14 protein-coding genes and 1 tRNA gene are annotated in these 21,344 nt (G+C 40.3%); 1 reads left to right on the top strand and 14 read right to left on the bottom strand.

What is annotated here, in order from left to right; all coding sequences use genetic code 11:
* Positions 1–47 precede the first annotated feature (47 nt).
* The 12 genes from brxL to spo0A form a co-directional block, all read right to left on the bottom strand.
* Positions 48–2,072 carry a protease Lon-related BREX system protein BrxL gene (gene brxL, locus NFR62_RS07850; protein WP_251617131.1) on the bottom strand — a complete coding sequence of 675 codons (2,025 nt, stop codon included), beginning with the start codon at positions 2,070–2,072 and terminating at the stop codon, positions 48–50.
* 12 nt (positions 2,073–2,084) lie between these two features.
* The gene (gene pglZ, locus NFR62_RS07845; protein WP_251617128.1) at positions 2,085–4,607 is read right to left on the bottom strand and encodes a BREX-1 system phosphatase PglZ type A; all 2,523 of its coding nucleotides are present in this window, start codon (positions 4,605–4,607) and stop codon (positions 2,085–2,087) included.
* A gap of 10 nt (positions 4,608–4,617) precedes the next feature.
* Positions 4,618–5,553: a BREX-1 system adenine-specific DNA-methyltransferase PglX gene (locus NFR62_RS07840; protein ID WP_251617125.1), complete on the bottom strand. Its 936-nt coding sequence runs from the start codon at positions 5,551–5,553 to the stop codon at positions 4,618–4,620.
* Positions 5,554–5,570: 17 nt separating this feature from the next.
* Entirely contained in the window at positions 5,571–6,719 is a 1,149-nt protein-coding gene (locus NFR62_RS07835) for a toll/interleukin-1 receptor domain-containing protein (RefSeq protein WP_251617123.1), read from the bottom strand.
* 96 nt (positions 6,720–6,815) lie between these two features.
* The gene (locus NFR62_RS07830; protein WP_251617120.1) at positions 6,816–7,580 is read right to left on the bottom strand and encodes a hypothetical protein; all 765 of its coding nucleotides are present in this window, start codon (positions 7,578–7,580) and stop codon (positions 6,816–6,818) included.
* 129 nt (positions 7,581–7,709) lie between these two features.
* On the bottom strand, positions 7,710–8,465 hold the full coding sequence (locus NFR62_RS07825) for a BREX-1 system adenine-specific DNA-methyltransferase PglX (RefSeq protein ID WP_251617117.1): 756 nt from the start codon (positions 8,463–8,465) through the stop codon (positions 7,710–7,712).
* A 36-nt stretch (positions 8,466–8,501) separates the two neighbouring features.
* Positions 8,502–9,158, bottom strand: a complete 657-nt coding sequence (locus NFR62_RS07820; RefSeq protein ID WP_251617114.1) for a BREX-1 system adenine-specific DNA-methyltransferase PglX — start codon at positions 9,156–9,158, stop codon at positions 8,502–8,504.
* A gap of 56 nt (positions 9,159–9,214) precedes the next feature.
* Complete coding sequence (gene pglX, locus NFR62_RS07815) at positions 9,215–11,095, bottom strand: BREX-1 system adenine-specific DNA-methyltransferase PglX (RefSeq protein ID WP_251617111.1); 1,881 nt, start codon at positions 11,093–11,095, stop codon at positions 9,215–9,217.
* Positions 11,096–11,106: 11 nt separating this feature from the next.
* Entirely contained in the window at positions 11,107–14,643 is a 3,537-nt protein-coding gene (brxC, locus tag NFR62_RS07810) for a BREX system P-loop protein BrxC (RefSeq protein ID WP_251617110.1), read from the bottom strand.
* Positions 14,633–15,238 carry a DUF1788 domain-containing protein gene (locus NFR62_RS07805; RefSeq protein WP_251617109.1) on the bottom strand — a complete coding sequence of 202 codons (606 nt, stop codon included), beginning with the start codon at positions 15,236–15,238 and terminating at the stop codon, positions 14,633–14,635. The genes brxC and NFR62_RS07805 overlap by 11 nt, the downstream gene beginning before the upstream one ends.
* Position 15,239: 1 nt before the next feature.
* Positions 15,240–15,842 carry a DUF1819 family protein gene (locus NFR62_RS07800; protein WP_251617107.1) on the bottom strand — a complete coding sequence of 201 codons (603 nt, stop codon included), beginning with the start codon at positions 15,840–15,842 and terminating at the stop codon, positions 15,240–15,242.
* Positions 15,843–16,512: 670 nt separating this feature from the next.
* Positions 16,513–17,274, bottom strand: a complete 762-nt coding sequence (gene spo0A, locus NFR62_RS07795; RefSeq protein WP_251617106.1) for a sporulation transcription factor Spo0A — start codon at positions 17,272–17,274, stop codon at positions 16,513–16,515.
* 352 nt (positions 17,275–17,626) lie between these two features.
* Here spo0A and NFR62_RS07790 point away from each other — a divergent pair.
* Positions 17,627–17,703 (top strand) — tRNA-Pro (locus NFR62_RS07790).
* Between the two features lie 49 nt (positions 17,704–17,752).
* Here NFR62_RS07790 and NFR62_RS07785 read toward each other — a convergent pair.
* Both NFR62_RS07785 and NFR62_RS07780 read right to left on the bottom strand, forming a co-directional pair.
* The gene (locus tag NFR62_RS07785) at positions 17,753–19,537 is read right to left on the bottom strand and encodes an ABC transporter ATP-binding protein (RefSeq protein WP_420851364.1); all 1,785 of its coding nucleotides are present in this window, start codon (positions 19,535–19,537) and stop codon (positions 17,753–17,755) included.
* A gap of 1 nt (position 19,538) precedes the next feature.
* Positions 19,539–21,293 carry an ABC transporter ATP-binding protein gene (locus NFR62_RS07780; RefSeq protein WP_251617104.1) on the bottom strand — a complete coding sequence of 585 codons (1,755 nt, stop codon included), beginning with the start codon at positions 21,291–21,293 and terminating at the stop codon, positions 19,539–19,541.
* Positions 21,294–21,344 lie beyond the last annotated feature (51 nt).

The following is a 21,344-nucleotide window of genomic DNA, read 5'->3' as shown; positions in this document are numbered from 1 at the left end:
CAAAGCTCCTATTCTCGACATAAATCAATTGTCAAAGTGATGTAATTCTATTCAATTCCCAATGCCTTAATAACCGCATCTTCCGGACTACTATAAAATGATATTTGAAATTTCGCAAACAAATCGCTTGGAACTGTGGCTATATCTGCGGCACTACTCATAGGCAACAAAACCCTTTTCGCGCCTGCATCAAAACACACTTGCAAAGTAGAAGCAAGCTCATCTACTTTATTTATTGTTCCACCAATACTCATTGAGCCCAATACGCAAAGCTGTGGCAATGCAGGTTTATCTAGGGCACAACCACAATATGCTACAAGAACAGCCAGCGATATATTGCCATCAAGCCCAACGCCCTGACAATCCTGTACTTGCATAACATAATTTCTTGAATCAATAGAAATGGATTGGCTTATCTGCTTAGCGTTTGCCTTGAAGTAGTTTTGAGCAATTTTTACCGATTCTTTAACTTCTTTTGAATTTGTAAGCCCTGTAACCTCAAACTTTCCGCCGCCCTCAGCCATTGTGGTTTCAAACTTGAAAAGCCCCTTCATTCCGTTGCTTCCATTCGCGACCGTATAAATATGTCCTGGCTTTCCTACGCCTTCGGAAATCAATTTGCCGCCACCCTGCTCTAAAACGGGCACAAATAATTCTTCCATGGTATCATTTTTTATATAGGAGAACTGCACATCATAAAACTCCATGCCGCCAATTTTTTTAAGCTGTTCTTTTACGCGCCTACGTCCCTCGATAGCATATTTCAAAACTTCCTCAATCTCTTCTTCCGCAAAGACACCATCAGGATATATTATTTTTGTTAATCCGGATACCATTTTTCTTACAGCAATAGTATCCCTTTGATTGAGGCATCTGCCTAGTCTGAAATATTTGTCAAAAGCATCCGTTTGCGGCGTTTTACGCATCTCTCTAAAAAACTCCGCAATATAGTCGGATATAAACCCATAATTATCCGTAAAGAATTCGGGACGCATCTTCGGGATTTCCCACCCGGGAATATAACAATGCATACGATCAAAAAAGGCGCTGTCAATCATTGCTTCGGGAAATGGCTCGAACAAATGAGAGGTTTTCAAAAGTGAATCCACGCTTTGGTTTATATTACCAACAAACACCATTGAAGCATTAGCCTGAATAGCATCTTTGCCTCTGGCAAAAGACCCAGATGCCATATAGTCTTTCATTATTTGAACGCCATCTTTATCTTTGAAATTGATACCCGCAACCTCATCAAAAGCAACGCAGTCCCATAAACCGACAAGTCCCACTTGTCTTCTCCCCATATTATAGAACAAATTTGCTACGGTAGTTTGCCCACCGGATATTAAAATCGAATTGGGCGAGATCTCTTTATAAATATGTGATTTACCCGTACCACGCGGGCCCAACTCGCAAAGATTCACATTATTTTCCACGAGCGGTGCAAGACGCGCCAATAGATGCCACTTCACGCGATAATCGAATTGAGTCGGCTCCATACCCGTGGAACGCAAAATGAAATCAATCCACTCTTCTTTAGAAAAATTCTTTCTCGCTTCAATAATCTCGCTTTTATCAAGATTCGGCATTTGAATGGGAGTAATATCATTTATAATAAACGGACTGCCCTTTTCATCCTCATTATAAAAGTACGACATATCAACGATACACCAAATCCCGCCCGCAAGTAGTTTTTCATACTCGCGAACATATTTGGGATGAACGTATATCTTACTGATTCCAAGGAACATAAAATCAGCTTCAAAAGTATCTGTTTTTTCATTGAGCTTAACACTCAACTTATCAATAACAGTATGGTTACCTTTCTCTTTGATTTTCGCCTTAACTTTTTCTGCTTCATCGGGACGGACGTAATTATCTGCCAAAATACGTTTTACTTGTTCAATTCCTTCCTCGATTTCCACTTCATCATCGGAAGTACAATACGTCCCCAACAAATATTCCAACACATATGTAGGAACGTTCGCGCTATTCTTAATTTTCTTTGTCGCGCCTTTGGGAACCACTCTTCCCGAGAATATTTCAAATACTTTTTTGTCTAATGCATCCATAATTCTCCTCCATTAAAAAGGTCTGAACCCAAGAATATCAATTGTGAATTGCTCGCGTTCCATATACTCTCCATCCGCTTCCACATTGCGTAAGATAAGATAATACCGATTATTTCTATCAAACTCAATGTTCTTTAAAGTAAACCTTATGCGCGTCACTCTTGTAGAAGCATCATCACTACTCGAATTTGCAATAAAACGGTACTCGCCTGAAACCTTATTGCCGTTTTCATCAACAAAATACGTTTCACAATTAATCGCTTGCACCTTATCTTCTACCTTCTCATACTGCTCGAAGTCAAGTGCAAAACTCCTATTTGTAATCTTTCTTACCACACTCTTTAAGCGAACTCCGACCGGTCTGGACAGCTTCTCGCCCTTCTTAGCATTCAACTCGCTTATGTGAATAATAGGGATTACTGTTTCATGTAACGATGCACCACCATGAACATACTGTATCCCAGCGCCTTGCGTTTTAAATAAATCATAGCCATACGGATTTATTATACGTAAATTTTTATTTAGCTCATCTAACGTAACTGTTGTGGTATATGGGATACTCAAACTGTCATCATCTGTAAGTATATATCGTTTCGACGCTTCAATTGGATTTTGCGATACAATGTTGCTGTATTTTTGTGACTCGCATATCGCATTTTGTCTGTATAAAAATCCATGATCCGCCGTGATATAAAAGTTCGATATTTGTAAATTATTATAAAGCTTTCTTACGAGTGCTGTAATTTCTTCGATTGCTCTCGGCGTTTCGGCAAACACTTTAGACTCATTGTGCTCACCGGCTCTATCTATTGCATTATGGTAAATATATACAAGCGACTTATCCGCCATATAAGAACGAAGTTCGTCTCTTGTAAAGCGATTGATTTCTTCGTAGCCAATTGCAGCATAGCCGACATTTCTCGCCTTTAATATATCATTTCGAGCCGCACAAGAATTCGAAGCTTGTCCGTCAACTAATACAGCGCCATTTATATACGAAAGCTCTCTATGCGGCAAGAGTGACGCCATACCGAATCGCGTTTCGGACGGTAGAGGCGACAAAGCACAATCTATTGAAACCTTACCGCGCAAAGCAGAATCGTTTTTAATTTTCTCAAAGACTTCCTGTCCAATCTCATACCTTAATCCATCGGAAATTATAACAAATAACTTCTTATATTGTTGCCGTTGTATGAGTTGAAAGAATTGCGAACTTTTTTGAATACTGGGAACTTCCCATTTAGACTGTTTGCTTATTGCACCGCTAAACGCACTTCCTAATTCCGCGAGATAACTTTGTTCATAGTGCAATTCCAAACGGCAGCATAGTTGCTCGATTTCAGTAGTGGGATTTTCTATTAGTTCATAACTCGTACTAAGATGCCTATAATGCATATCTACTTTGTAAAGAGAATTTGCATAAAGCTTAACATAATCCGCAACATTTAAATCGCGTGCGATAGGCCTGTCCACCAATCGCAAAAACTCAATCGATGCACGCAAAAAGTCGTACTCATTCCTATACTCTGTTTGCCACATCGAATTATTTCGATCATTTATTACCTTAACAAAAACATCATAATCCAGACTACCACTCACCAAACTTTCGGATATTTTCTTTATGGCATAATTTTCTATACATTCAAATATATCGCTCGTACCTATGCACCCTATATCTCTTGCCGAAAAAAGTCCATCTATTTTCAAATCGGTTACAACGTTCAACTGCAATTCGCGATAGCGAGAATCTTGTTTTAAATGATGTACGAAGCTTTTTGCGCCGTTCTTCCCCTCGCCTTCGATAATAAATTGTTTGTAGAACGACGGTAAAGTTCCGAGTTGCACGTCCTGTTCGAGCATGGCGGTAAATAAAAACTTTTTGGTAAGGCTCTCTATTTTCTGATCGCCCGAATAATCGTACTCTCTGGCAATTTCATCCCAAAGATAATCCTCGAATCCAAACTTGCATATTTCTTTATACTTTGCAGTCTCGCTATTATCGAAAACAAGTTCGGTTAAGATAGCTTCTATAGAACGAACGGACGATTTTACTAATACCGACATCATCGCAAGCATAAAGTTACCGATAGACATGTCATCATTTACGACAACGTAGCTATCGAGTTTTTTATTCCTTTGTGCGCTGTCAAAAAACTTTGCATGCTTTTCGATTACTTTGCGCAAATCGGGATTAGAAAGACCAAGATGCCTCATTGTGAGTGCAACAGTATCTGCGTAATACTCCTCGCTATAAGATAATATATCCAACAACCAATTTTCGGTATCTTTCGGTTTTTCGGAAGGAATATACACAAGAATATTACTTATGAGATCGTCTTTCTCGATTGTCTTCTTTATTGCAAACTCATTGTTCTGACACACCAAAAGGCGGCAAAAATCAAAAGAAGCCGACTCAATGTCTTCTTTAAAGCTCGCAGGCGCATCATACCAAAAAACTATCTTTCGTGTAGCGCTCTCTGCGCGAAAGATTTTTTCTATCTCTTTTATTGCTTCTTGATAATCAATACTTGCCACAGCGCACCTCTTACTTAATGGGAACAAGCAAATTCTTTTTTACCTTTGCCCCACTGTCGGTTACAATCTCTATATTTTGAAACTTTTCGTAATTTACTTTTACGCCGTCATCCAAATCGATTTTGATATATTGATTTGCAATATGGTCAAGTATTTGTCCATACTCAATCGCTTCATTATAAGCAGCGGCAATCTTTAAACGTTCTTTCTCTAACCGAATCTTATCACGCCCTTCGCCGCTTTCTACAGCAACCGCCATTTCCTCAAGCTCATTTTTCAATCGCGTGGATTCAGGCAAAAAATATTTAGCATTGATTCGTGCAACCGTATCTTCATTATAACGGTGCATATAAATTAAGCATTTGAATCCGCTGTTTTTGCCACTGGAGAACATCCAATAAATAGGACGCTTTTGATAAATCTTCAAATGGTCAAAATAAAAATCATCGCAGATATAACGATTAAGCGTTTCTTCCGATGCTTCATTTTGCTTCTTACCAAGAGCTTCGGCAATAAAGTCTATGTTCTGCCTATACGTATCGTCCCCATAAACAAGCTTTATAAGATTAATAAGCCGCACCGTCATTCCGTCCTGCATGCCAAGCTTGGAATAAATGGGAACGATTCCATCCTCATCGGGTTGATATGTAACGTATTTCGTGCTATCCCAATCTCCGCCGGCATAAACAAGCCCCTCTACGTCAAGAGAATACCTACCAAACTCAATTCCGATAAGATACGATATAAGCGACTTGATTTCTCTTTGCAAGTCCGCTTTTCGTACAGTAATATCCTTATCTTCGACTTCAGGAGTGAGCTCATCTTGTAATCCGTATATCTCTATAAAGATGCGGTTTAACTCTTCTTCATTGGCTTTAAGCTGATTAAATCGCTGACTGCACTCTTCTTCCCAAGCTTTATATTTATCTGAAATTAATCTTCCCATTGTAATTTATTCCTCTATCACACTTTACTCTCAATATAGCTAAACCCTTTATCCGTCACTTGAAACACTTCGTGCTTATGCCCAATCTCTTTTATGTATCCATGAGTCAAAAGTTCATCAAAAGCAGCATCCCATTTGCTAAACTCTCTCGCTCCCATCGCGCCCGAATAACTCTTTGCGCCCGCTTGAATACATTTGCCTGAGCTCAAATTATGTGTAACTATAATTTGGGCATGATTGGTTTTGACCGCTTCATTTAAAATTTGACACGCCTCATAACTTATAGTTACTTTACTTGTGGACACTTTGCTCGAAGTGCATAATGATGTAACATCTCGCATCTGCTGAATAAAGGAATCTCGCTTTCGTTCCCAAATAGTCATGTTTTTCTTCTGCAAAGAGAATTCTTCAACAATCTTACTGTATAGCTGATTTAGTTTATCCTTGACGCTCTCGTCTTCATCCTCTATTTTTATTGCTATTTCTCTATTATCTACGACACCTTTCATATCGCTGAAATCAAAATTAGGAAGCAGAATGGATGTGACTTCTTTTTTTAACACCCATGCGGCACCCATCTCATTTAAACTTGCAGGACTATCGTAGAAATTCTTTGACAAAAGGTATATGATATGTAAATTGCGCGTTAAAAATAATGCTCGCAAATGTTCATATATATCTTTGCCAAGTTTTACATCATATCCGGGCACCGAACTACAAAACACCGTTTTTTCATCCAATCCCATTGTCTCAAGTAACTCAACTATTTTTTCCGCATATCTTTTATCAAGCGTTGAGTGACTGATAAATATCATAGGTTCTTTTGTTTCCATATTTACACAATCTCCTTCTAAAGCATAATAAGCATCGATATTCTCCCGTATTGCTAAAAGTTTGCCCTTGATATTATTGAAATCCTTTCTTTCATGATAGCTGTTCAATTCAGTTGACAAAGCATCGATGGTCCCTTTTATAAAGTCATCTTTTTTAACACTGTAAATGCTTTGCAACTCGCGCAAAACCTTTTGTCGCCATATCTGAAACTCTGGACTATTACTAATATGCTCCGTTGGAAGCATAATAACGCCATTAGGAACAGACAATGTGTGAAACAATTTTTCAATATTAACTATATCATCAATTAAAGCAATTAAGTCTTTTTTCATTGGCTTTCTCCTATTTTATAAGATGTGCTTTTAATCCTATCTCATCATTTGTGAAAAAATCCGCCGAATTAATATTATTAGATCTATTAATACCTTTCATTTAATTTGAGTGAGTATTGTAACTAGAGTGGGCAATACTGCAATCATCGCCTCGGCGCTTTTGTTTGCTAACCATTTCAATATGCCTTGAATGCGTTCTCTAATAGGTTTTCGTTTACCCTTGCCTTCTTTTAACAACCCCTCAATTTCGGCCAATTTACTTTTAATTTCGCTAATCTCTCCTTCCGAAATTGATTCGCAATCATCAAGTGCTTTGTAACAATTCTCTATTTCAATGTTTATGTCTATTGCGACAGTTTGGTTGTTATTTTGATTTACATTTATTTGTAATGGAGATGCCTTTTCGCTCTTGTTCGACTTATCCGAACAAATATCGTTTAAATATAATTTAAGATTTTCTATCACCCCTTGATAAAGAGAGTCTATGAGTGTTTGCCCTCCGCTATCTTGCCCCGACGAAACTCTCTTAACCAGATCATTTACCTCATTGGAAAATGATAGAATCGAAGAATACTTTTCATTCATTCTTACTATGTACGAAACTTTTGACTTTTTTGTATTAGCTTTTCCTTCGGCAATATCTTCTTTCAAACTGCATATCATTGGATATTCGGGAATAGAACTCAAAATCCCATTTAAGCAAGATAACATTATATCGGCAATTCTGTCAATTTCTTGCGAGTTATAATAGCCGTATGGGTAACTACCATATGAATTAGTAACATACGCCCTATTCCAATTGATACATTCCGGTTTATATTCAGGAACACTTGACGATATCATAAAATGAACTTTTTCCAATTCCGCTTTGAATTCATCACCAACGATTTCATAATCAGTATCTCCCCAGCCACTGTTTTAAGAGTTTTTATTTGCGATATAAAATTTTCAATTCTTTCTATTTGGCTGTATGTCATATTATTTCTCCTTCTAAATTAACGGATGCTTTTTGAATTCCCATGAGGTCTCAAAAGAATCCCAATCTGTTTTTGTTTTTTGTATGTTATCCTCGACAATATAATCCACATCTTTCAGCCTGCTTTCATCATAAATAACTGGAATTGTTTTTATATGTCCAACTTCGTAGTTTAATGTTGGTGACACAATAGAAACAAAAATGTTGTTTACTTTATTATTCATTAGCGCAAGTATATAAAACAATTTTTCGTCATCGGCAAATGCACAATATCCACCCGAGCCAAATAACGCTCCTCCCGCAGTAAATCTAACGGAAAAACCTCCTGATGTAAGTGCCGACCACGTTAACCCTTTTTTAAAATAAAATTGCGTGTTTTGAATGGTGCGGCTTGAGCACTTATAGATGGTGATTGCAAAATCTTTTAATTCTTTACCGTCATTTTCATAATTAATAATCCAATCATTATTTCCATACCACTTTCGAAACTCTCCGCCTTTATTCATTGGAAACCATTTTTTTGTTACATCGGCATTTGAATTTAAACTAACTTTACACAAATTTACCTCATGCCACAGTCTTAAAAATCTTGCATTGTCAGAAGTGGCCAAGCCATGCCTCGGTTGCGCCACAACATCCAAATTCTCGTTCCTATAGGCATTTAATACATTTTTGCTTACCCAATATGCTATCGGGCTACCTGGGATTTTAAAAAAATTCTGCGCGTTTATTGTGTACATGGTTTTGTTTTCTACAGTTGCAGTATTCATATATCCTCCTGATTACAGGAAGATATCTTCCTGCCGTTAAATTAATGGATGCTTTTTGAAATCCCAAGATGTTTCAAATGCGATCCAGTCTTGTTTTGTTATAGAAATATTTTCTACCGATAAGTTATCAACGATTTCTTTTCTTTCGGCACTGAAAAGAATAGGAAGTTTTGCTATGTCGCCAGGCTGAGTGTTTATTGTGGGGGAAATTATTTTTACCATTGTTCCCGCCACATTTGTATTAAGAAAAGCTAACACATACTTTTGCTGATATTCATCCACAAATGCATTTACGCTTGCCGAATCAAATGTACAACCATTAGGTTGTAATCTAAAAGATATGTTGCCAGAGCAAAGTCTTGAATAAGTTATTGCTTCCTGAAAAACCAACCTATCAGGAATAACAGCTGCGCCTTCTGTCTCACTCAAAAGTTGGCCATTATTTTGATAGTTAATTACATAGTCTAAATTTCCATACCATTTTCTATAAATGCCACCTTTATTATGCGGATACCATTTTTTTCCTGAGGCAAATGCATTGATGCAATCAGTTGCACTGAAATTGCTATCAGTCACGGAAACTTCATGCCACAATCGTAAAAAACGGTTATTATCACTCGTTTGCAATCCAACTCTCGGGGCCCCTATCTCACGCAACTGTATTCCATCTACAAAAGCATTTCTAAGAGCCATACTTATCCAGTAAGCCACTATATTACCCGGAATTGCGGCGAACATTGCCGCACTAATTACGAAGCGTCCCCCCCCCGCGAGGTAAGATTTGAAAGGAACGCTTGTTCCTTATCGCTACTGTCTACTAACCGGAAATACACGCCGTTGCCACCGAAGTTTCCGTTGCGTAATACAAACGTAGTGGTTTGCACTACTTCGCCGCCGATGGATTCAAATGCTCGCGCTCCGAGGTGCGCCATAGTAATTATCTCTTTTGTGCGCAATAAGTTTTTACGTAAACTTTCATAACTGGAAAGGAACATCCAACTATGCATATTTATCATAGCCAAGAATCCATTAGGTTTCAAAAATTCCGTTTCCATAAACATAGCAAACATATCCGTTTTGCTATTCGGATAAAAAGCTACCGCATAGTCTTTTACTTGCGATTCCATAGTCGATATCCCGATATACGGTGGGTTGGTAATCATTATATCGTACTTTGAGGATAGAATCTTTGCCTGCATTACAAGTTTTTTAATAAGACTTATTCCCACTGTGGATAATGCTACGTTAAATACGTTATATACAAATTTATTTTCAAGGATATCAATTGTTTGCACTATTCTTTCCCAATCGAGCTGTTTTACTTTTATAAGCGAACCAATGGTTTTGGCGTATCGGAAAGTATCTGCCAAATATACAATATCGTCAACCGCATCATGCGAAAGTAATTTAGTGTCTTCCAATAGTTGCTTATATCCAATAGCAAACAACGCACGCGAATCGTAGATTTCATACACCTGCGGTTTAACGTAGTAATTCTCGTGGAAAAAGCGGTTGTTGATACTACGCGCTCTCATCACAAGCGAGAACGCGGCAAGCTGAGCCGCTCGCTTGTCAATATCAAGTCCATATAGATTATTTTTCAAAATCAAGCTGGGAATATCTCGACGCTGATATCCTTTTTCTTCGTACATTTTGCAAAGCAAATCGAACACATATACGAGTATGTGTCCGGACCCACAACAAGGCTCAATAATCTGTATATCTTCCGGATTTACGTTACTGTATTTAATCGCATCGATTTTGCGTTGCACTTCTTCCGCTTGCTCGGGATTGGGTACATAATATTTCATCTCGCCACGCAAAGCAGACTCGGGATAACTTTCAAGCCACAATCTGCCCACCGAATTTTCTGCCATATAGCGCACAATCCAGTCCGGTGTAAATAATTGCGTAACGGCAGGAAGCGTATCTTTGGTAATCGTTTTCTTTTCTTTATATACGGCATCCTTTTTTGCGGAATTGTAGAATTGATACAACCACCCTATAATCTCCACGTCTTCGAGAAATATTTCCTCACTAAGTGCAACTAATTTTGTTAAAACAGTATCTCCAAGTAAAAGCGTTTTAGGCAATAACAATTCCAAACAATCGTTATCTGCCTCAAAAAGCATCGGCAAAATCCCAGCCAATGCTTTGCACTGACGGAACAGTACGTAGCGATACAATTCTTCTATGCCATTCCCTTTCAGCGTCTCGCAAAGTGATAAATCCAGCTTGAGTTCATCTTTTAGGAACGAAATATTTTTCAATATCTCAGGTTCGATACTACCGTCACGCGAAGAAAGTACGCGAAAACCATGTGGTAAAAAGTCATGAACTTCCATAAAACGTAATGCCACAAAACGGTTAAACCATGTATAAGCAAACTCCTCTATCGTGGCATTATATCCGACGTTTTTAATAAGCTCGATTATCGTTTGCCGTTTGCTGTACAACTCTTTGGAATATGACGTAGGATCCCCCGCAATTACAGTATAATCACCGACGACTTTAGATTCCTTAATATCCTTATCACTGTTTATGCCTATGGCTTTCAATGATACCTCTACTTGTTTTTCGAGATTCTCCTTTGCCCATGCCGCATAAAACTGTAATGCCCTTTTATCCATAAACACTCCTATCAATCGAGGCTAATTTCGTCGTTATCCCCGAGTTCGGAAATCAATCTTTCGCGAATAGCGGCTACAACCTTTTCGATATCTTCTTTTGTCCTCACTCTTTTATTCGCCACAGGCACACAATCTATTACTTTTACGCGCTTACTACGTGCAGTCCTCGGCTGCTCCGTCCCTGCGCTTTTTTCCATAATAACTCTTGCGATAAATTCTTTAAATCCGGAAAGCGAACTTTGACTCGAAGTTATGTAGGCTTCCATATTCATTGTGGTGGGAAGCAAACTCCCCAGCCAAGAGTCATACGTCGCATTCAGGTCTTCGGCTTTGGATTTTATTCTCTGCTTTTGCTCGGCAGTAAGTTCGAGTTCGAGCGCCTCGCGCAATTCTTTGTTTATAGCATCACGGTCTTTTTCAAGGCTCTTTTTCGTTCTATCACATTTATCTTTTAGAATAGCGTCCCTAATATCGCGTGCTTGGAACACAAGACTTGCAAGCTCGGGCATACATGAAAACGGCATTTCAAGCGAAATTATTCCATTAATTTTTTCAATCACATCGGAAAGCCCTGACAAATCATTCAGCATATAATTGTCATGATACCATTCAATGATTTGCTTAGCATCTTTATAGTTTTGCTGTTGATTGCTCCCGTCTTTATAGAAGCTCTCCAACTGTTCCAATTCTTCGGAATGCTCAAGCAAACTATCCTTACGTGAAATAATTTCATTGAACACTGTCAATGCGTCCGTTGAGCGAAGAATTGCCTCGAAATCACGGAATATTTCCGCGGCAACTCTGCTACCGGCATATTCCGCCCCATACTTCACTTTGAGATTAGAGAGGAACTCTCGTTTGCGCTCAAAAAAGCTTCTCACTCCGTCTTTCAACTTATTTTCATCGTTAGGCAAGTTTTCGTCGTAAGTATCAAGCATTATTCTCTTTACTTGATAAAGAATGGCATCGTCTATCTTTTCTTGGATGCGTATGACCATTGTATCAAGAGCATTCTTACGCGAAAAATCATTCTTGAATGTACGATTACTTCCGTCGACAACATTCTCATGTATCACAATTTGCAAACTATTCTTTTTCCAAAGAGTTGCAATCATGCCAAGAACGTCTAATTCCCGCCAGCCGTAAGGCTTTTTCGAGAAGAAGTCAATAAGCCCCTTTACTGTAACTTTTCTGCCTACGGTTTTATCGTTTTTAATCTTTTCAAAAATTTCGGTATAAGCGGCAATGTTTGCATCATGCGTAATATCTCCGCCCAGCATTGATTCTGTATTTTCATCCAAAACTTCCAAAACCGCACGCTGATCGCTATAGAAGTAAGAAACAAGACCTAATTTATAGTAATCCTGTTTTACCATTTCTTTCAACGCATCCGTAAGCCTATCTCTTCCGTCTTTTTCTTTAATATCAAGCTTGGTTCCGTTCAAATATATAGGCGCAGTTCTAAGCACCTGTTTTATAATATCCTCGGCGCGCTTCATTCTCTCGGAATATTCGGCAGCCTTTTTGCTCATTATCTCAGTCATGGATGCCGACATCGATGCACTGTTGTTGCGTTTGAATATATTTATTTTATTCGCTCGAATCAATTCATCGATATACGTACCCTCCGTCATATCTACAACTACGGCATTCATCCGTGCGGATTCGGCGGCAAAGGTTGTTTCGTCATGTAAATCCGAAAAATTTGTGAATATTTTTATGGTAATGCTGTCTTGGCTAAATGAACCCTTAGATTCCTGATCCACCAAACGGTTCAAGGAAAAATCATAACGATTTTCGTAGCGCAATTTGTTGTTATCAAGTACTCGATCGTAAACGATGTCGAGTATACTTCTTTGAACGTCCCCCTCGTTATGCGGCACATTATTTATTTGCTTATTAACGTCCTGTTCAGCATTCGTCAAGAAGTCATAAAACTCGCCATTACGCTGTATAAGCGTTTCTTCTTCTAGTAATCTCAATGCATCATAAATACGATTTTTTAACGCCACCTTATCTTCGTTTACGTTTTCCACCATCAAAGTAGCAAGTCTGTTGATAGTCGCCGGCATTTCCTTTACATGCTTTATCATAAACAGAACACGCAAAACTCTGATTGCAAAAGCGTCAAGACTGGCACGGCGTTCCGCATTAGAAAAAACAGTTTTTACGTCGTAATCGATAAACTGCTCTATAGTTTGATAGAAGCTGTCAAAGGGTACCAAAATGCCAGTTTCCAAACTTGCAACCTTTTTTGCAGATTCCTGAAAAGCACTCAGCAAAGAACGTTCATTTTGCGAAAGATGTTTACCCTCGCTCATACCGTGCTCGCGTATCGACTCAAATACTTTTTGCAACAATTCAAATTGATACGAGACAAACGGATATACGTCTTTGAACTCTTCTGCGCCCGCATATCCGCTCCATGTCGGTCTACCCTCGAAGAGTATAAGATTGGATATCTTGCTTGCATTAGTCTCGTAAAGCGTTTTTAGAGGCGTGACAGCGATATCTTTTTTTGCCAATATTCTTTTCTTTATTACTTCGTCGGCATTTGCGCCACTCAACAAAAGTCGCGTATCAAAACGACCCTGTATTTTGGAAAAATCGTTTTGCTTTGCCTTCGTGCTCTCGATCATAGCTTTCAGCTCTTGTTGCGAGGTCACGACTACCCACGCCTGTCCACGGCAATATTTGCCCAAGTCTTCCACACAAGTTTGAAGGTTGAGCATTAACTCACCGTTTGTGCCGATGAATTGTCCGACTTCATCCATAAGGAACACAACTCGCGTTTTGTTCTTCTTACAATAGTCATTGACAATTTTGGCAAAGTCTTCAGTTGAATTAGTATAATTTCTTGTTTGGTCTTCCACAAAATCCTTTGCGCTTCCCTCACTCATACCGCGAACCGCAACAAGGGCTTTAATAATATAATCACGATTAAGGAGCGCTTTGGCTCTTGTCTGAACCCAGTTCCTTCCCGACAATTCTTCGAATTTACTTACAAAAGCATCCAGTAGCCCTTCGCCCTCTAATGTTCTTTCCATATCGGCAACCCACGGAGAAGAACCGCAATATCCAACCGACTCATTAAATGCGCGCAACATAATATCCATAATCGCTTGCGAACGATTTTTGGAATCCGACTTCGCCTTGGAGTCTATGTTAAAAAGAACAACTTTGTTGCTGACCTTGGCGCATTGCTTAATATCGGCAAGAACCATTTGGTCTTGTATTTTTTCCTCAAAATACTTTACAGCTTCACACCCCGCAACCACTTCGTTTTCAAGAATATAACCAAGTATTTTCAAAAAGTGTGATTTGCCGGAGCCAAAGAAACCCGTAATCCAAACACCGATTTTTTCCGTCGGTACTGCTATGGATTCTCTATACTTACGAAAAAAAGTGCGAAATGACCTTGTAATCTCGTCAGTACAAACATACTCTTCAAGCTCCTGCCATTTTTGCTCCTCATCCTCATTGCCGATAGTCACAACACCTTGAATGCTTCTATCTATTTCTTTTTTAAATAGATCTTTAATAATCATTTCCTATTCTCCTTTCTACCAATGGGAATGCTCTGTAATAGTTATCGTCATCAAGTCGTTCAAAAAGCCTTAGAGTCATTGAGTTTTTTATTTCATACCTTCCCGGATAAATCATTACCACTGGATTGCGCCTAAACACACTTTGTAAATTGTTTAATATCGTATGACTTCGAATAATTGGATAGGCTTTACCAACTCCGGTTATAAGAACAATCTTGTTCCCGGTATCTTCCGCCCGTTCTTTAAACATTTCCAGCAATCTATTATCTTCTTCCTCTACCGATAACAGTGGTTGGAATATTTCGGACAAAAGCAAGTTTCTGTCATACTCTTGCTCCATGCGGAGAATGTCTTCCATATACCCCTCGTCTTCGATTATCCGCAGCATCATCTCATAAAGATCAAACTCTATTATGTCGGAATTGCGCTCGATAATCTTTTTGACTTCTTTACGGACAATGAGTTCATCTTTGGGGTTATAATCAAATATGTAAAACTTCAAGTCGTTAGCCGTACCATAGCGCGTCAAGGCCTCAACACTTATCAGTCTATCTTCTAGTTCTATAAATCTTTCATTCAAGCTTCTCTCAGCCATTTCAACACTCTCCCAATAACGCTTTTAAATATTCCGCATCACCGATTTGCCTAATATAATCTTGCACAGCAGGATGTATCATTAGTTTTATCGCTTTTATATTTCTCTTGTCTCGTTCTCCCATGCCAGAATCAACAAGAATATTTCTGTATCCCTTTGCCAGTTGAATCATCGTATAGTGTCCCCATGAAGCCACTATTAAATCGGTCTCCTTCTTGGCCGCAAAAAAATTATCAAAATCATCAATCGAAATATAGTCCTTATTTCCCACAAGAGCTTCGCGATAAATTTCAAACATAAAGTCAAAAAACAACATATCGCTTTTTGCTATTGCATATACCAAGATAAACTTAGAAGTTTCAACATCGCCTTCATAAAACTGCTTTAAGAGGAACTCATCAATATTAATCAAACGTGAGTATATAACATTTGATATTTCTTTACGACGGTCAATAGATTCAACCTCTATATAATTGCGCACGTAGCACTCATCAAAAACTTCCTGCCGTCCTTTGCCATCAATCATTAGCTTAGCAATCTTTTTTGAAATAGAATACTTGAACGGTGTTTTTTTTATCGACGATGAATATATTTTTTTATTCAACCTAATTTGCCTCCATAATGCACATTAGAATATATCATAAAAGCAATATTTTGTCAAGTAAAAAGCGTTCCGTTTGATATGGAAAGAGCGCAAATATTATAACAGATTGAAGCATTATAAAAATTCGGAAAATTTGCGTATTGCTACAAATTCTCCGATTGGTGCGATTATAATTAATTTTTGCGTAAATACGCATTTTTAGATTATAGGCTTCTCATGACAAATTTTTGCGTATTTACGCACTTTTATTTCGCAATGTATAAATTATGCATAAAGATACATAGCGTAAAGAACTTGCAAGCACATAGCTTACAAGCTCTCAAAAACACCCGAAAAAAGGGCAAAATTTACACCATTTTTACACCCAAACGCTATAAAAGTTATTGCAAAGCGTAAAAATTACAGAATTTATGCACAATATATGCAGAAAATACGCAAGATACACACGATATTTTGCATAAAAATTCATACACCCGACTTTTTTGGCTGCTCCGACGCTGTAGGTTGCGGGTTCGACCCCCGCCGGGCACACCATATTTTTGAGCGCAAGATTGACACACGCGATTTGCGCTCTTTTAATTGCCAAAAACACAAAACAACATTTTGCGAATATAACAAAAAGTCCGCGAATTATTTCGCGGTCTTTTTTGTTATTAAACTTAATTTTTTATTACACCGATTCGAGAAGCATTTTGTCGGCAACCAAAGCTATAAATTCGCCGTTAGTAGGCTTTTCGTTGTGGTTATAAACCCTTACGCCGAACAAAGAATTTATGTTTTCGATTTTGCCGCGATTCCATGCAACTTCTATTGCATGACGGATTGCGCGTTCCACTTTCGACGGACTTGTGTCGAATTTTTCGGCGACTTCGGGATACAGCTTTTTGGTTATGCTGTTTATAATGTCGGGATTGTCGATGGCGAGCTTAATTGCTTCGCGCAAAAACTGATAGCCCTTTATATGCGCGGGTATTCCTACCGTTATAAAAATATTCGTAATCTTTTCTTCGAGCGAACGGTTTTTAATTTGACGGGGCTTCGCTGTTTTCTCTTCGGATGCGGGAGCGGAACGCGCCGACAAAAGCTCGGTTATACGCTTACGCAAAGTGTCGGGGTTGGCGGGCTTGCGCATGTAATAATCGGCACCGAGATTCATAGCCTTAGTAACGAAAGCGTCCTGACTCAAAGCGCTGAGAACCAAAATCTTGCAATCGCGTTTATCCAGTCTTTCCATAACCTCGAAGCCGTCTATTCCGGGCATAACAAGGTCGAGCACAAGCACGTCGGGACGAGCGGTTTCGAAAAGTTCGAGAGCTTTTTCTCCGTCGGTCGCCACGCCCACTATTTCCATAGCGTCGTCGGTAGCGAAAAAAGATTTAAGACTACCGAGCAGTTCTTCGTTGTCATCAACCAACATAATTCGTGTTTTCATTGCGGTTCGTTTCCTTTTTATTTATTTTCCGAGTATAGTATACAGCTTTAAAAACACTCGCGCAATGAAAGCGAATGTCGAAGTTGCTCGGTTTTTGACGAGATAAAAAATATATTGACGGAAGCGAAAAACTTCGGGAAAATATGCGGAAATTCGACTTTTTTCTTGCAACGAAATTTGCGGTTTTTCGTGCGTTTTTGCTTAAAAGAAATGAATACCGCCGTATACCGCCGCTGTGCGCGTTTTTGAGCGTCGGATTTTTTATTCGGTGTCCGCGCGGAATTTTTCCAACCGCTTGCCATAAAACTCTTGACATATTTTCGGCGGTATAGTATAATATTTTAGCAATTCACGAGGTGTAGCGCAGTTTGGTAGCGCGCTTGGTTAGGGACCAAGAGGCCGCGAGTTCAAGTCTCGCCACTTCGACCACAAAAAAAGGGACGCCAACGTTGGCGTCCCTTTTTATTACTTTGCAATTTTATTCGGCGGCGAACTGACTGTTGTATAAATCGGCGTAGAAGCCGCCTTTTTCTATAAGTTCGTTGTGATTGCCGCTTTCTATAACGTCGCCGTCGCGCATAACTAAAATGAGGTCGGCGTTCTTTATGGTGGAAAGACGGTGAGCTATAACGAAGCTCGTGCGTCCCTTTGTGAGCGCGTCCATAGCCTCTTGAATAAGCACTTCGGTGCGGGTGTCTACCGAACTTGTAGCTTCGTCGAGAATGAGCATAGGCGCGTCTTCAACCATTGCGCGGGCGATTGTTATTAGCTGCTTCTGTCCCGCCGATATGCTTGTTTTGTCGTCAAGCACGGTGTCGTAGCCGTGAGGAAGAGTGCGGATAAAATGGTCGAGCCCCGCAGCTTTCGCCGCCGCTATCACCTTTTCTTTCGACGCGTCTTGTTTTGAGTATACGATATTGTCGCGTATCGTGCCCTCGAAAAGCCAAGTGTCTTGAAGCACCATTCCGAAAAGGTCGTGAATATTCTCGCGCGTAAGGTCGCGTATGTCAACGCCGTCTATGGTAATGCTTCCGCCGCTGACCTCGTAAAAACGCATAAGCAAATTAACCATTGTGGTTTTGCCTGCGCCCGTAGGTCCCACTATGGCAACCTTCTGACCGGGCAAAACGTGCGCCGAAAAATCGTTTATTATTGTGCGTTCGGGAACATAACCGAAATTTACGTTTTTAAATTCAACTTCGCCGCGAACGGTTTTCAACTCCGTTTTGGGAACATCTGGCGTAAGCTCTTCCTCTCCCAAAAATTCGAATACCCTCTCGCTTGCCGCCGCAGTGCTCTGCAAACTGTTTGCAGCTTGCGCTATTTGCCCGAGCGGACCTGTGAACAGACGAACGTATATCATGAAAGATATAATCGTTCCTATAAACTCCGGTCCGTTCTTTATTGCAAGCGCGCCGCCCACAACGCACACGGCGACAAATCCCAAATTGCCCACAAAGTTCATAATGGGCATCATAAGACCGGACAAAAATTGCGACTTCCACGAACTCGAATATAGTTTTCCGTTAATTAGGTTGAAAGTGTTTTTAGCCCGTTTGCCGCCGCCGAGCACTTTAACAACGTTGTGCCCCGCATATATTTCCTCTATGTGCCCGTTTACAGCACCCAAATTCACCTGCTGCGCCAAGAAATGCTTTTGCGACTTCATCATGATAAGCATCATAAAGAAAAACCCGACAACGGTTGCGCCTATTACGGTGACAGCCATAATAACGTTGATAGTAAACATCATTATTAGCACGCCGATAATCATGGCAACGTTTGTTACAAGCATCATAACGCTTTGATTGAGCGTTTGCCCTATCATGTCTACGTCGTTTGTAACGCGGCTTAAAATATCGCCGAAAGTGTTGTTGTCGAAATACCTAAGCGGAAGCTTGTTGATTTTTTGCGATATGCCTTTTCTGAGCGCGCGGGTAACTTTTTGCGTAACCGTTGCCATTATAAAGCCCTGAATGTATTGAAACACCGCTCCGATTGCGTATATAATCACCAAAAACAGCGCTATATCAACTATTTTCCGATAATTCATTTCGCCCGTGATACCCGCTTGAATTTCGTTGCCTATGTCGCCTACCTTTTCGGGCCCTATTATGGAAAACGAGGTAGACGCCACAGCCAACACGAGAGCTGTTATTATAGCGGGAAGAAACCGTTTGCAAAATTTAAGTAATTTTATAAACGCCCCGCGCATGTTCTTTGCCTTTTGGGCAGGCACTGCCCCTCTTGCCATCGGCGGCATATTACAGTTCCTCCTTCGATAATTGAGAATAGGCGATTTGACGGTATACTTCGCAAGACTCCATTAGCTCGGAGTGTGTGCCTTGCCCCACAACCTTGCCTTCGTCGAGCACCAAAATTTTATCGGCATCGAGAATTGTTCCTATGCGTTGGGCAACTATAAGGCGGGTAGCGTCGCCCGTCTCCTTTTTAAGCGCCGAACGGAGCACTCGGTCGGTTTTATAGTCGAGCGCCGAAAAGCTGTCGTCGAAAATGAAAATTTCTGGATTGCGTATTACCGCGCGCGCAATACTGAGGCGCTGTTTTTGTCCGCCCGAAACGTTTGTTCCGCCTTGCGCAACGGGAGCCGTATATTGCCCTTCCATTTTCTCGACAAAGTCTTTGCCCTGCGCGATTTCCACCGCGCGCTTCACGTCTTCAACAGTGCGCTCTTCTTCGCCGTGCCCGTAGTTCACGTTGTTTTCCACAGTGCCCGAAAACAGCACGCCGCGCTGAGGAACGTAGCCGAGCTTGCGGTGAAGTTCCGTAAGCGAATAATCTTTAACGTTTTGCCCGTCTACAAGCACTTCGCCTTCGGTAACGTCGTAGAATCGGGGCACAAGATTTATTAAAGTGCTTTTGCCGCTGCCCGTAGAGCCTATAAAAGCCACCGTGTCGCCTTTATTCGCTTTGAACGACACATTCTCTATAACGTATTCTTCGGCGTCGGGATACTTAAAAGAAACGTTTTTAAACTCTACTTCTCCCACTATATTTCCGTTCGGCAACTTAGGTTGCGCGGGGTCGGTTATAGAGGGCTCGACGTGCAAAACTTCGTTTATACGGCGCGCCGAAACGAAAGCTCGCGGCATCATGATAAATATCATGGTAAGAAGCATAAACGCCATAACAACCTGCATTCCGTAAGACATAAACGACGTCATATTGCCGAACAAATCCACGCGCTCTATAACGGAAGCGTTCTTTATCAGCACTGCGCCTATCCAATAAATCGCAAGGCTCATGCCGTTCATTATTATGCTCATACCCGGACTCATAAGCGCCATAACGCGGGTGCTGAACAAATAGTTGTTAGTGAGTTCGTCGTTTGCCTTAGCGAATTTTTCCTCTTGATAGAGTTCGGCATTATATGCGCGCACCACTCTGACGCCCGTAAGATTTTCACGCGTCACGCGGTTTAAATTATCGGTTAAAGTTTGAATTTTGCGGAATTTCGGCACTGCAAACAACACAACCACCAAAATCATAAGAACCAAAATGCCTACCGCAGCCGCAACGACAGTAGACCATTGCCATTGTTTGCCCGCTATCTTTATTATAGCCCAAACAGCCATTATGGGCGCTTTTATCATAACTTGCAATCCGAGCACAAGCACCATTTGAACTTGCGTAACGTCGTTGGTAGAGCGCGTTATAAGGCTTGCTGTGGAAAAGCGGTTGATTTCCTCCATAGAAAAACTTTCCACTTTATCGAATATCGCCGAACGCAAATTCATAGCGAAAGACGCGCTTATTTTAGAAGCGAAAAAGCCCACTATAACCGCGCTTACCATGCTGCCGAGAGCGCAAGCAAGCATTTTTCCGCCCGCGAGCCATATTTTTTTAAGCGTTCCGCCCGGCGTAACAACAAGCTCGGTGATTTCTTTCGTGTAGTCGGGCATGGTGAGTTCGAGCCATACCTGCAACACAACGAGCCCCACGCTTAGCGCAACAAGCAGCCAATCGCGTTTTCGCAGATATTTAAACAGTTTCAGCATTCTTTTTATTGTGTCTCCTTAAAAAAATTATATACAAATCTAAAAACGGAC

This window comes from Pumilibacter muris (assembly GCF_943193045.1).
Taxonomy (GTDB): Bacteria; Bacillota; Clostridia; order Christensenellales; family Pumilibacteraceae; genus Pumilibacter; species Pumilibacter muris.
This window is presented reverse-complemented; position numbering and strand designations above follow the sequence as displayed.

Excerpts from the sequence above, each read along its gene's own strand:
- NFR62_RS07835 (WP_251617123.1), bottom strand. The coding sequence starts at position 6,719 with ATGAAAAAAGACTTAATTGCTTTAATTGATGATATAGTTAATATTGAA.
- pglX (WP_251617111.1), bottom strand. The coding sequence starts at position 11,095 with ATGGATAAAAGGGCATTACAGTTTTATGCGGCATGGGCAAAGGAGAAT.
- NFR62_RS07805 (WP_251617109.1), bottom strand. The coding sequence starts at position 15,238 with ATGGCTGAGAGAAGCTTGAATGAAAGATTTATAGAACTAGAAGATAGA.
- NFR62_RS07840 (WP_251617125.1), bottom strand. The coding sequence starts at position 5,553 with ATGGGAAGATTAATTTCAGATAAATATAAAGCTTGGGAAGAAGAGTGC.
- NFR62_RS07825 (WP_251617117.1), bottom strand. The coding sequence starts at position 8,465 with ATGAATACTGCAACTGTAGAAAACAAAACCATGTACACAATAAACGCG.
- NFR62_RS07785 (WP_420851364.1), bottom strand. The coding sequence starts at position 19,537 with ATGCCGCCGATGGCAAGAGGGGCAGTGCCTGCCCAAAAGGCAAAGAAC.
- brxC (WP_251617110.1), bottom strand. The coding sequence starts at position 14,643 with ATGATTATTAAAGATCTATTTAAAAAAGAAATAGATAGAAGCATTCAA.
- brxL (WP_251617131.1), bottom strand. The coding sequence starts at position 2,072 with ATGGATGCATTAGACAAAAAAGTATTTGAAATATTCTCGGGAAGAGTG.
- spo0A (WP_251617106.1), bottom strand. The coding sequence starts at position 17,274 with ATGAAAACACGAATTATGTTGGTTGATGACAACGAAGAACTGCTCGGT.
- NFR62_RS07820 (WP_251617114.1), bottom strand. The coding sequence starts at position 9,158 with ATGGCTCTTAGAAATGCTTTTGTAGATGGAATACAGTTGCGTGAGATA.
- NFR62_RS07780 (WP_251617104.1), bottom strand. The coding sequence starts at position 21,293 with ATGCTGAAACTGTTTAAATATCTGCGAAAACGCGATTGGCTGCTTGTT.